Origin of the sequence: Psychrobacter sp. VH5, from assembly GCF_050572635.1 — a bacterium.
Lineage (GTDB): Bacteria > Pseudomonadota > Gammaproteobacteria > Pseudomonadales > Moraxellaceae > Psychrobacter > Psychrobacter celer.
Map to the genome: position 1 here is coordinate 2,003,317 of NZ_CP192145.1, position 12,607 is coordinate 2,015,923.

The 12,607-nt window shown below is 47.1% G+C and carries 9 protein-coding genes; 4 read left to right on the top strand and 5 right to left on the bottom strand.

The features are described 5' to 3' along the window. Positions 1-10: 10 nt before the first annotated feature. The 5 genes from pncB to ACNFVB_RS08450 form a co-directional block, all read right to left on the bottom strand. Complete coding sequence (gene pncB, locus ACNFVB_RS08430; RefSeq protein WP_192992890.1) at positions 11-1,234, bottom strand: nicotinate phosphoribosyltransferase; 1,224 nt, start codon at positions 1,232-1,234, stop codon at positions 11-13. A 302-nt stretch (positions 1,235-1,536) separates the two neighbouring features. After that, positions 1,537-3,225 (bottom strand): bifunctional peptide-methionine (S)-S-oxide reductase MsrA/peptide-methionine (R)-S-oxide reductase MsrB, encoded by a 1,689-nt coding sequence (gene msrAB / locus ACNFVB_RS08435; RefSeq protein WP_430738508.1) that lies wholly within the window; start codon positions 3,223-3,225, stop codon positions 1,537-1,539. 380 nt (positions 3,226-3,605) lie between these two features. Then, positions 3,606-4,508, bottom strand: coding sequence for an ATP-binding cassette domain-containing protein (locus ACNFVB_RS08440; RefSeq protein ID WP_430738509.1), 903 nt, complete (start codon positions 4,506-4,508; stop codon positions 3,606-3,608). A 65-nt stretch (positions 4,509-4,573) separates the two neighbouring features. After that, positions 4,574-6,517: a glycine betaine ABC transporter substrate-binding protein gene (locus ACNFVB_RS08445; RefSeq protein WP_430737188.1), complete on the bottom strand. Its 1,944-nt coding sequence runs from the start codon at positions 6,515-6,517 to the stop codon at positions 4,574-4,576. A 343-nt stretch (positions 6,518-6,860) separates the two neighbouring features. Next, a complete protein-coding gene (locus ACNFVB_RS08450) occupies positions 6,861-8,315 on the bottom strand; it encodes a coniferyl aldehyde dehydrogenase (RefSeq protein ID WP_430737189.1) in 1,455 nt (484 codons plus the stop codon). Between the two features lie 897 nt (positions 8,316-9,212). On the opposite strand from ACNFVB_RS08450, the gene lipB reads away from it, so the two are divergent. The 4 genes from lipB (at position 9,213) to ACNFVB_RS08470 (ending at position 12,398) form a co-directional block, all read left to right on the top strand. Beyond that, positions 9,213-10,061, top strand: coding sequence for a lipoyl(octanoyl) transferase LipB (gene lipB, locus ACNFVB_RS08455; RefSeq protein WP_430737190.1), 849 nt, complete (start codon positions 9,213-9,215; stop codon positions 10,059-10,061). Between the two features lie 197 nt (positions 10,062-10,258). Then, on the top strand, positions 10,259-10,789 hold the full coding sequence (locus ACNFVB_RS08460) for an inorganic diphosphatase (protein WP_105246152.1): 531 nt from the start codon (positions 10,259-10,261) through the stop codon (positions 10,787-10,789). A 177-nt stretch (positions 10,790-10,966) separates the two neighbouring features. Beyond that, positions 10,967-11,434, top strand: a complete 468-nt coding sequence (locus ACNFVB_RS08465) for a hypothetical protein (protein ID WP_430737191.1) — start codon at positions 10,967-10,969, stop codon at positions 11,432-11,434. 523 nt (positions 11,435-11,957) lie between these two features. Then, on the top strand, positions 11,958-12,398 hold the full coding sequence (locus ACNFVB_RS08470) for a YbaN family protein (protein ID WP_045456021.1): 441 nt from the start codon (positions 11,958-11,960) through the stop codon (positions 12,396-12,398). Positions 12,399-12,607 lie beyond the last annotated feature (209 nt).

Consider the following 12,607-nt stretch of genomic DNA (forward strand, 5'->3'; position numbering starts at 1 on the left):
TGGCGCTTTATTATGGCGTATCCACCTCAAACACTTGGCGAAGATAGGCAAGATAGGTGTCATTATTAATCATGGTCTTGCCTGGGCTGTCAGACAATTTTGCCACAGGCTGACCGTTACACTCGACCAGCTTTAGCACGATATTGATTGGGGTGATGCCCATGTCATTGGTCAAGTTGGTGCCGATGCCAAAGCTGGTTTTGATACGGTCTTTAAAATACTGATGCAGCTCCCACGCTTTGTCCAAATCCAAACCATCACTAAAAGTCAAAATCTTAGTCTTAGGGTTTATCTTGAGCTTTTTATAATGCGCGATGGCCTTGTCACCCCACACATAGGGGTCGCCGCTGTCGTGACGCAAGCCATCAAACAGCTTGGCAAAATACAAGTCAAAATCACGCAAAAACGCATCCATACCGACGACATCTGTCAGCGCGATTCCTAAGTCGCCGCGATACTCATGGACCCACGCTTCCAGCGCCGCTTTTTGTGAATCGCGCAAACGCACATCCAATGCCTGAAATGCCTGCATAAACTCGTGCGCCATCGTACCGATCGGCGTCATTCCCAGTTTTTTTGCTAGATAAACGTTTGAGGTGCCGCCAACTATCTTTGGGGCAGCCTTGTGTAGGGTCTCCACCACATGCGCTTGCCAAGATTTGCTAAAGCGGCGACGCGTACCAAAATCAGCCACGATAAAAGGCGGTGTATCGGGGCTATAGCTGCTTTGCTCGGCTGCATAATGATGCAGTAGCTCAACTTTGGCGTCTAGCCGGCGCTGGCCTTCTGCCAAGACTTGAGCGTCTGATAAGGCACTAAAATACAATTCATTGACAATGGCCAAAACAAACACTTCAAAAAACATTGCCTGTATCATCGGTCCTTCGATATCGATGCACAGTCTGTCTTTTTCATCGGTGCTGACAGTGATAAAACGGCGCTTGAGCTTAAACAGCTCGAGATAATCGACGAAGTCTGAACGAATAAAGCGCAAACCGCGCAGATATTCTAATTCATCTTCCGAAAACCGTAACTCGCACAGACTATCTAGTTGCTGCTCTAGAGCGTCTTTGATATCGGCTAAGGGATAGACAGTATCCTTATTATTGCGGCAACGAAAGCGATAAACCCCATGCGTCTGTGGAAACTGATGCAGCATGGCTTGGAGCATGGTGAATTTGTACAAATCGTTATCAAGTAACGAGGTAATAATAGGTGCATAGGTAACGGTCATACTATGGCCTTAGAAACACAAAAATAAAAAATAACGTCACCTAATACTCAAAGCGACACAGTATATAACATGATAAATAACCAGATATGGCGCACAAACAGCACGTTTGCAGCGCGCATTCATCAGTCGTCAGTCGTCAGTCGTCAAGTATAACGAAATTTGCTGCTTTTTTCAGAGTTCCTGCTTTCTTGGTGCTTTTATTAAGGCGTGCCCTCAATCTAATTGATAGTCAGCTAATAGTCAGCTAAATGGGTCAAAAACAGCAAAACAGTGTATAACATTGTATAACGCTGTCGATACCACTACGACGTAATCAGTTTGACCAAAGGCGCATAGCCTGACTGCGGCATCACATCGACGGGGATAAACTGCAGCGCGCCACCATTGATACAATAACGCAGGCCGCCACGATCCTTTGGCCCATCGGGGAACACATGGCCCAAGTGTGAGTCCGCGACCCGCGAGCGCACCTCGGTACGCACCATATTAAACGCTCGGTCTTCGTGCTGGGTAATCACTTGCATATCGATGGGCTTGGTAAAGCTTGGCCAACCGCAGCCTGACTGGTACTTATCAGTAGATAAAAACAAAGGCTCGCCCGAGACCACATCGACATAAATCCCAGGAGCAAACAAGTCATCATACTCATGACTAAACGCCCGCTCTGTTCCTGCCTGTTGAGTGATATTGTACTGGGCTTTGGTGAGCGTCTGCTGTAGCGCACTTTTATCAAACCCAGCATAGCGTTTAGGCTCTAGCGCTTCTGCGACGGTGCTGACAGGCGCAAGCTTGGGTGGTGCCGTACTCTCAAGCTTATCATCGGCAAGGCTGAGATCGACATGACAGTAGCCATTTGGGTTTTTTGCCAGATAGTCTTGATGATACATCTCCGCCACATAAAAGTTGTCTAACGGCTCATTTTCGACCACAACTTTTTGCTTATATTGGCTCTGTACTCGCTTTAGCGCCGCGTCGATGACCGCTTTATCGTCTTGATCGGTATAATATACCCCAGTACGATACTGCACACCGCGATCATTGCCTTGTTTGTTTAGGCTGGTCGGGTCAATGACGCGAAAATAATACTGCAAAACCGTATCAAGATCTATCTTATCAGCATCATAAGTGACTTTTACTGCTTCAGCATGCCCTGAGCCGCGAATGACCTGCTCATAACTGGGGTTGGCAGTATCCCCATTGGCATAGCCTGATAGCGCATCGACCACGCCATCGACACGCTCCATATAGGCTTCAACACCCCAAAAGCAGCCGCCTGCCAGATAGATAGAGCGGGTATTGATGGCGTTGCCTTTGTCATTATAATATACCCCATCTTTTTGCTTGATGGTTTCAATCTTGCTATTGCTGGCTGCCGCTTGGGCATTTGCAGGCTTGCTACTGCCAGCCTTTAGCTCGGCAAAGTCGTTTTCGGCATTGTCCGCCAGCGCATATGCTTGCTCGGTCGATATATTGCCTTTGACTAAGTGTACCAAGTTGCCGGTTTTATCCAGTATCGCCCAGCTTGGATAGACCTGCACGCCAAGCTGCTTGATGATAGCGCCAGAAGGGTCAGTCAATACCGGTAGTTTGGGATACTCTGACTGCACGCCTGCATACCATGAGGCAAACTCACCTTCAGCTTTCTCATTGAGATGACCAGGACTTGCCATAGTGACTACGTTTAAACCAGAAAACTTAGGATCAAGGCGCCACACTTCGGTCTCGGCCAGCGTGCCCAAACACAGCGGGCACCAGCTCGCCCAAAACTTAACCAAGGTCGGCTTATCAGGGTCGATCACTGCCGCGCCTGTCTCGCCCAGACCTGTGGTCAATTGCGGCAATGCTTGCATCTGCCCAAACATGTCAGATGGCAGCATATCTCGTGAGCTGGTCACGCCGCTGTTTTGCTGACTGGCACTACTGCCAGCACTATTATCAGCATTACTCATTTGGCCGCAAGCCATCAGCAGCCCAGCGCTGAGCACCGTCATCACGCCATAGCGGCTGGTATTTTTTAGGTAGCGTGATGGTTTTGAGTGAGGGGGCTGTTTTACTACATGCTGTGATGGGGGTTTGGCGGTAACGTTACTTATAGAGTGGCTGGTACTTGACTGAGCTTTGTACCAATTTAAGTGGCGTGGTCGATCGTTTTTATCGGTAGGCTGGTTTGACATAATAGATCCTTTAACTAACACTGCTATGAGTGACAGATATTTTTATAGTACGACCATCTCTATCTAAATACAATTCAGACAATATTAAAAACAGCGGTTTCATATTGAGTTTTTGTTAACCGTTGTATCACCGATCAAACCCTACACTCTATCGTACAAAATGCCTTTGCTGTCGATAAAAAACGCCAAAATCAGCATCACGACTTAGCGTGCATAAACTGCGCCACATAATCATCAGCAGGGTCGTGACGTAGCTGCTGCGGGGTGCCCGTCTGTACCAAACGACCACCATTTAAGATGCTGATGCGTTGGCCGAGCTTGATGGCCTCATCGATATCATGGGTAATAAAAACGATGGTCTTGCTCAGCCGATCTTGCAGCTCCAGCAGCTGGTCTTGTAGCTGAGCACGAATCAGCGGATCAAGGGCAGAAAACGCCTCATCCATCAGCAAGATTGGGTTGTCTGTCGCCAGTGCCCGTGCCAGCCCAACACGCTGCTGCATACCGCCTGATAGCTCGTCAGGGTAGCTGTGTTCTAGATTGGGCAGTCCGACTTCATTGAGCCAATGCCGTGCAATCTCATGGCGCGCTTTGGTACTCATCTTCCGTACCCGTAGGCCATAAGCGACGTTTTGTATGACAGTCATGTGCGGTACTAGGCCGAAATGCTGAAACACCATACTGACGGTATGCTGACGATACTGCTGCAGCGCTTTATCATTGAGCGTCAATATATCGATAGCAGACGATCCTGCTTGCGCTGTAGTCTGCATCTCCTCTGCTACTACGGTAGCAGGCGCGTGACTAGGGTTTGTTGTATGTAGGCTGGTATCGACCCATATTTTGCCACAGCTTGGATCTATTAGACGATTGATATGCCGTATCAAAGTCGACTTGCCTGAGCCTGAGAGCCCCATGATACAATGCAGCTCCCCTGCTTTGATGGCGAGGTTGATGTCATAAAGCCCGACCGAATACCCTGTCTGCTCTTTGACCTCGGTACTGTCCATCCCTTGCGCCAATAGCGATAAAGCTACCTGCGCCTGTGCCGTGCTGGCATTATAAATCTTACTGATATTTTCAAGCTGAATATGGTTCATCATGGTTCTCGCTATGGGGTTTTTATGCGGTTTAGCACAGCTTAGCTCGATGTAGCCGCTACTTATCACCCTATCGGACGCTTGCCAGCATCGATGGTTTGTTGGCGGGCGCGCTTGCCTTGACCAAATGCCTGAGTGATACGATCAATGATAATGGCGACGATGACGATCGCGGTACCTGCTTGTAGCCCTTGACCGATATTTAACGTTTGAATAGACTGCAGTACATCCTCGCCAAGACCTGGCGCCCCAATCATAGAAGCCAGCACCACCATGGACAGTGACATCATCACCGCTTGATTGATCCCCGCCATGATACTTGGTAATGCTTGTGGTAGCTTAATCCAAATCAGCAGCTGACGATGCGTACTGCCAAACGAGCGCCCTGCCTCGATCATCTCATGATCGACTTGGGTAATACCCAGCGTCGTCAGGCGAATCAGCGGCGGCAAGGCATAAATGACAGTAGCAAACAGCGCTGGCACCTTACCAATTCCAAATAGCATCAGCACCGGAATCAAATATACAAAGCTTGGCATGGTCTGCATCACATCCAAAATGGGCGTGACTATCTTACGCAGTATCTTACTGCCCGACATCGCAATCCCGATCGGAATGCCAATCACCACTGTCACCAGCACCGAGACGATTAGCAGGGCAAAAGTATCAATCAGCGCGCCCCACAGCCCAAAAGCACCGATCAAAAACAGCCCTGCACCGCATGCCAAGGCAAACCATACCTTACGAACCGCAAACCATCCCAATACCATGACGAGTAAGATAAGCAGCCATGGCGGCATCGCGGTCAATAGCCGCTCAATCGGTAATAATAAATAAGTAAGTGCCAAAGTACTGATGGTACGAAACACCTCACCGTAGTTTTTTACCACGCTTGCCAAGGTATTATTGAGCGGGGTCTCAAGCGACCACGATGGGAAGCTCGATGCAAGGCCAAATGCGTGATTATTGATGCCATCATCATGAGCAATAGTGCTATCGTTGGCTGCCGCACCTGTGAGGCTAATACCTAACTGCGCTGCTAGATTGATGGCCGCTTCGTCAGTCACCCACGTGCGCCAGACGTCTGGATGCTCGCGCAAAAACACCAACGCTTGCTCTTCGCCGCTACGTTTGTTTTCACTCATCTCTAAGATAGCGCCATTGAGCGCATCGGCACTAAACTGTACGTTATTAAAAACATCAACCAGCGCTGGGTGGGACGCTATAAACGGGGTGGAGACAGCAATCCCCAAAGGAGAAACGGGGAAGCCTGAGACGCAGTCAGCGCTGCCATCTGCGCGCAGCAAATCCTGCCAACAAGCATCATCGTGCGCAGGAAACTCCAGCGCGGCAAAGTCGTATTTCGCCATCAACCCTGTCGGCTGCCAGTAATAAAACAATAAGGGTTTGTGCTGCTCAAATGCAGACGATATCTCGGCATCGAGTGCCGCGCCCGTACCGGGGTGCACGTTGTTAAAAACACCGTCCAATCCTGTATTTTTTAGTAGCCGCGTATTAAACACCTCACAAGTCCAACCAGAAGGGCAATTCATAAAACGAGCACTGCCTGGATCTTCTGGGTCTTCAAACAAATGGGCATACTTGGGCAAATCTTGGTAGCTGCGCAGTCCCGGATTTTCTTCTAGCACGTATTTGGGCACATACCAGCCTTGGGTTGCGCCGCCTTTGAGTGTATCGCCGATGACAGCAACTTTATCTTGCGCAATGGCCTGTTCCATGATCGGTGAGCGCCCAACCCACTGCTCACCGATGACTTGAATATCGTCTTGCGACAGCGCGGTTTCGAGCGCAGGGCCAGCACCTGGCACCTCCTCGACCGCACACTCATAGCCATCTTCGACGATATACTTGAGTACCCCAGAGATAAACTGACCACTCTCCCATGTCAGCGCGCCAAATTTGACAGGTGATTGGCAGGCCGCCGAGGCTGCCACGGGCAGGAGTAATGTACTCATACAGAGTAAACTTAACGCAATCCATTGGCGCATGCTCAGTCCTATTGATGATGGATGATGGATGCCGCTCGCCTATACCTACACGTAAGTATGAACGAATCTCTTGCGTCAGTAGCACGCATGAGCGATTGGCTTAAATGATAGGTTGCCGTTGTTTAGAGGTACTACAAAGTGTAGCGACTTCTCACAGAGATGACAAATGCTTATTGTTTACTACCCATGCGCGGCCTACCGCTATTTGGCCAAAAAAAAGCACCTACCTAGGTAGATGCATAAGTATGCTTAAAACGTGTCGCCACAAGGCTGTATTAGGCATGGCTACACTGAGCATGATTATATCGGACACAGTGACTTACAAGGCGACTGGGTTTGAGTGCTACTTTAAAAATAGAGCCATGGCTTTTTTAAACAGTCCACCATAAGGCGGTAGTAGTAAATTCATGCCGTTGAGCTTGGCCTGTACAAACACAGGCTTCATGTGACTAAGACGCTCAAATCCTGCCTTACCATGATAAGCACCGGTGCCCGAATCACCAACGCCGCCAAAGGGTAAGTCGTGCTGCGCCACGTGCATGAGGACCTCGTTGACACACAGACCACCTGAAACCGTGCGATTACGCACTTGCTCTATATCGCCTTGATGTTCGCCAAATACATACAAAGCCAGCGGACGCGGGCGCGAATTGACCAAGTGAATGGCATCATCTAGCGTTTCGTAGTGTATCAAAGGCAAAATCGGCGCAAAAATCTCATTGTCCATGACATCACTGTCTAACGCAGGCTCCCGAACGATCACAGGCGGCATCAGGCGTGTTTCGCTGTTGGCCTCAATCGAGGTCAGCGCATGCACCTGCTCGCTTGGTAGCGCGTTCAAATAGCCTTTTACGCGCTCAAACTGCGCGCCATTGATGATGCGCGAGTAGTCAGGATTGTGCTCAATATCAGGATAGTGCTTATCCATCCAGTCTTTTGCCGCTTGGATAAATGACTCATGATAACGACGGGGAATCAGCACATAATCAGGGGCGATACAGGTTTGACCAGCATTTAGTGTCTTGCCCATCATCACGCGATTGACCGCCGATTCCAAATTGGCATCATCCAAGACGATCACCGGCGACTTACCACCCAGCTCTAACGTCACTGGCGTCAGATTGGGGGCGGCGGCGGCCATGACTTTTTTGCCGACCGCTGTCGAGCCAGTATACAGCAGATGATCAAACGGCAGCTCACTAAAAGCCACCGCGATATCGACCTCGCCCAGCACCACACATATCATGTCGGAGGAAAAATAACGAGCCACAGCATCGGCGAACGTCTGCGCAAACTTTGGTGCCGCCTCACTCATTTTGATCATGATTCTATTGCCAGCAGCGAGCGCATCTATCATCGGGCCTACGGCCAAAAACAGCGGATAGTTCCAAGGCACCATGATGCCGACCACCCCTAACGGCTGCGGCTGGATTTCGTTATGGGCTGGCATATACAGTGCCGAGATCGGCGCACGCTGGGGCTTCATCCATTTTTTGCCGTGTTTTTTGGCATGACTAATCCCTGTAAAACTCGGGAACAACTCAGCAAACTGCGTCTCAGACTCACTACGATGGCCAAAGTCAGCGCTGATGGCACTGGCAAAGCTGGCTTGGTTATCACTGAGCATCATCTCAAGGTTATCCAGCTGCGTCTCACGTGTGGCCCAGTCGTTTATCGGCTGTGTACGGCTCAGCGCTTGTAGATGCTCAAATTGCGCTCGCATCTCTTCGGCGGTGTGCGCGATACTAGAGGTTTGGTGCGGCATATGCTCATTGATATTTTGGGTATTGTCTGTCATGTCTCTTCCTTGTTATATGCGTTGGGACTGATATACTTTCTTGGGCGAGCGGCGCTGTATCTCTATCGCACATCCTGCCTGTCTTCGTTTTTAGCAGCCCCAACCAAAATCCGTCATAAAAAACAGTCATAAAATTGTATCCCTTACGCTTTGTAGACGCTCCGACGGGCACTTTAATGTAGCGCATCGACTGAGCAATGGATAGCTTTTTAAACTGACTAGTGCGTTTTTTAATAGAGTAAAAGTCATCGCTTACGCCGCGGCCAAACTTTTTAATTTCCAAATTTTTATTTGGGCGGTATCTAGGGCGTGTTGAACATTCACAAATAGGCACTGCTGATCGCTAAAATTGTTCCAGACAAGGCGCAAAGCGACGATAATGCAGATGCCTTAGCTAGATTTGCAACGCAGTATGGCGCAATTTTAGCATCAGCCGTAGGGACAGGACTCTTTTTTGTCGCTTCATTGGTAAAAAATAGACGCTTAGAGCGACTAAACTTACTATTTTTACCTTCGAATCGTCTAAAAAACAGTCTCTGTCAGTGCCATGGTTGAATGTTCAACACGCCCTAATAAGCAGATAAGTTTGGGCGACACTGCCAAAAACTGCTACACTTTAGGCGACTGAACTACTTGGACGTGTCCTCATTTTAAAAATGGCAATAAAAATAAGATAAATTGCCGCCAAATACTGTAGGGCGTGTTGAATGTTCAACACGCCCTAATCAAACAACGAAAATAGCGCAGATAATATCGAGATATTCGTTAGCTATTTGATACTGTTTGGTCAGATTTAGCCATTTCTAACTCATTTAGATGGCTATCGATTGAAGAGGACACGCCCTTGCCTTCATACCTTTTGCCAATTCTATATATCTACCATATGTTGTGACTGCCATGCAAAACGCCATACAACCCCTGAGTGACACGCTGATCAGTAAGTCTTTATCCGCGGCCGATTATGTCCCTACCTTGGATGCGATGCTCGCGCGCACGCTGACACGTATTGAGTTAAAAAAAACCAAACAGCAGCGCACGCCTGATGAGCTGTGGATCGTCGATCACAATGATGTCTATACATTAGGACAAGCGGGTAAAGAAGAGCACATTTTGCAGCGTACAGACACCCCAATTATCAAAACCGATCGCGGTGGTCAAGTGACTTGGCATGGTCATGGGCAATTGGTGCTGTATTGGTTATTTGATTTAGAGAGCTTGGGCTGGAGTGTGCGCAATTTAGTCTCACACGCTGAGCAAGCCATCGAAGATGTGATTAATGACTGCTTACAAAGCCATACAGCTGGTGATACGCGCATTCGTGCCCAAGCGCGCCGTGATGCGCCAGGCGTCTATCTCTATGCCGATACCAGCGCAGAGCATGACGACAGCCCTGCCGATAAAGGCTTTGTATCGACTGAGATCCAGCCGTCGTCCATCATGTTAGGCAAAATGGCGTCATTAGGCTTTAAGATTAAGCATGGTTTTAGTTACCACGGTATCGCTATTAATTTAACTTGTGATTTATCCGCGTTTAATGCCATCAACCCATGTGGCTATGCTGGCATGCAGATGCTTAGGCTGGCTGATTTTATCAACATGGCATCCTCCCCAAAGACACAAAGCGCAGGGCAAGCCCGCGAACCTTTGAGCTATGAGAGCGTCACACAAAAACTCATCGACAATATCGCTCAGCGCCATGCAGGACAGATAGCACTGCGCCCGTTGGCGCCCAAACCAAGTCGCTAAAGCTTGTGGCCTTTGAGTCTTTTTTTGCATAATATCTTGCACGCTTAGACTTAAGCATTTTGAGAAAAATTGTCGCAAACTTGCTATAATCGCTGGCGGTACAGACAGCTGTCACACCTATATGACAGCTCAGCTCAACCTTTGAGCTTTTCTTATTGTATTTAGACATTTAAAACAAAAGCAAATCGGAGTATTTTATGGCAGATTTTAATAAAATTTTGGACGCAGGCGACGTAGACGGCGGCATCATCAACGTGGTAGTAGAAATCCCTACCGGTAGCAGCCATAAAATCGAATGGAACCGCGAATTGGCCGTGTTTGAGCTGGATCGTATCGATCCACAAATCTTTGCCAAGCCTTGTAACTACGGCTTTATCCCGCAAACGCTAGACGAAGATGGCGACGAGTTGGATGCGCTGATCATCACAGAGCAGCCACTGCCGACTGGTGTTTTCTTAAAAGCCAAAGTCATCGGCGTGATGAAGTTTGTGGATGATGGCGAAGTCGATGACAAAATCGTCGTCGTACCAGCGGATGACCGTGATACCGGCAATGCATACAACAGCTTAGAAGACCTACCTAAACAGCTGATCAACCAGCTACAGTTCCACTTCAGCCACTATAAAGACCTGAAAAAAGCGGGCACCACTGTGGTTGAATCATGGGGCGACGTGGCTGAGGCCAAAGAAGTCATCAAAGAGTCTATCCAGCGCTGGAAAGACCTATAAGCCATTACTGATACCCGGATAATCTCACTGCAATATACCGCTGTCATAACAATGATGGCGGTATTTTTTTGTTTCTCCACTACTCAACTGCCGTTCACCGCTTGAATGATGCTGGGTTAAAATGGTTATAATAACTCATGCTTACATGCTATATGCTCATCGACAATAAGGAAAACCATGTTTAACCCCGACCCAAGCTCAAAGCCAGTCAATCCAAAGCTGCCAAAAGATGTGATCATGATGGTTGAAAAAAACAACCTCGTCATGGCCATCAAAACATTGGCGCAAGATGAAAATATCAGTATGGATGAAGCCAAGGTGCGAATAGACGCTTATGAAACCGCGTTAAAAGTAAAGCAGCAACAAAAACTCAATACCATCGCAAACAAACAAGGCATCTCTAATCACGCCATTAGTTTCGATAGAGAGCAAGAGGTCGAAGATGAGCCTGGTCCATTAGTAAAAAACCGTGTTAAATCTACTCAGCCAGGGCAAGGGTTTAAAAGCTTGCAAGCGGGTGTCGACAGTCAACTCAATGACTTGGGCTATAAAAACCCCCTACTGCCCTATTGGGCTAAACGCCTATTAATTATCGCTGTCGTGATGCTAGGGTTGTTTTGGATATTGTGGCGTATTTTTGGCTAGATGATAGTTTCGTGAGTCTGTTATAGGTGGTTGTTTAATAGTGGTCTGTTTTAAGTAGTCTTTAAATAGGTTTACAGGGTGAAATGACTGGTTCGGTTGGGGTATACTAGCAAAAACAGTCATTCCAGCCTTCAAACCTATTCATAGACCGCTAGTCTCAATACTCTAAACCATCTTTAATTGGACACCTCTTAAACTGAACAGGTTTTTTTTGTCGATTATTCATTTCAAACTCCCATTTAGTAGCATTTTGATCGACTAAGTCAGTGATATCAAATATCTATTATTTCTCATCAATTAATACCGCTATATTTTCATCAATAAATATTCAATATAAATCGTAAAGCTCTAATCACTTGAGAAAAGCTGAGTGGTAATGCATGATAGTTTTGATAAACGAATGATTATCATTTACAATTATACATAAAAATATAAACTGCAAATACAGTTTATTCTCTAATAAAAATATTCGCAGTTCGCTAAATAACTGGCTGCTACTCTTTAACTATCGAGCTACTTTCTTATGAACAATGTGCAACCTTCAACAAATTCATCGAATTTACAAAAAAAAGTAATGCTCAACCAAATTCATCATAACCGCATAATACGAATATTATTTATGGCGCTAGGCGGTTTTTTCTTCTTCATAGGCTTAGTCGGTATTATTCTTCCAGTATTACCTACCACCCCTTTCATTTTACTAACGGCAGCATGCTGGGCTAAAGGGTCTGATAAATTCAATCAGTGGCTTCTCAAACATAAAGTGTTCGGTGAAATGGTAAAGAACTGGCAGCAGCATCGAGCTATTCCTCGTAAGGCAAAATATTTGGCTTGGTCAATGATGGCTATGTCATGCGGTATGTTGTTTTACCGATTTTCTGATAGTTTGCAGTGGCTTGCTTGGGTTACATGCGCAATATGCATCACTGTTACTGTGTGGATGTCTCGACTGCCGGACGCTTAATTTTTCCTACTATTACAAGACGTTTTCCTGACTCCTTGCTAAGCCTTTGCAAAAAGTAAAATACTCTAAGATAATATATTTTCCTATTTGTTAATGATTATTATTTACAATGTAACTATATTGTTTTATTATATGAAGAGGCTATCAGCAATGTTATTAACAATTAATATTATTTCCTTTGACGACGAGGCTGATGTGAAGAAAATTGT

What these genes read in the sequence shown, in the direction of transcription:
- ACNFVB_RS08450 (WP_430737189.1), bottom strand. Translation starts at nt 8,315, where the DNA reads ATGACAGACAATACCCAAAATATCAATGAGCATATGCCGCACCAAACC.
- pncB (WP_192992890.1), bottom strand. Translation starts at nt 1,234, where the DNA reads ATGACCGTTACCTATGCACCTATTATTACCTCGTTACTTGATAACGAT.
- ACNFVB_RS08470 (WP_045456021.1), top strand. Translation starts at nt 11,958, where the DNA reads ATGAACAATGTGCAACCTTCAACAAATTCATCGAATTTACAAAAAAAA.
- ACNFVB_RS08445 (WP_430737188.1), bottom strand. Translation starts at nt 6,517, where the DNA reads ATGCGCCAATGGATTGCGTTAAGTTTACTCTGTATGAGTACATTACTC.
- ACNFVB_RS08465 (WP_430737191.1), top strand. Translation starts at nt 10,967, where the DNA reads ATGTTTAACCCCGACCCAAGCTCAAAGCCAGTCAATCCAAAGCTGCCA.
- ACNFVB_RS08440 (WP_430738509.1), bottom strand. Translation starts at nt 4,508, where the DNA reads ATGAACCATATTCAGCTTGAAAATATCAGTAAGATTTATAATGCCAGC.
- lipB (WP_430737190.1), top strand. Translation starts at nt 9,213, where the DNA reads ATGCAAAACGCCATACAACCCCTGAGTGACACGCTGATCAGTAAGTCT.
- msrAB (WP_430738508.1), bottom strand. Translation starts at nt 3,225, where the DNA reads ATGACGGTGCTCAGCGCTGGGCTGCTGATGGCTTGCGGCCAAATGAGT.
- ACNFVB_RS08460 (WP_105246152.1), top strand. Translation starts at nt 10,259, where the DNA reads ATGGCAGATTTTAATAAAATTTTGGACGCAGGCGACGTAGACGGCGGC.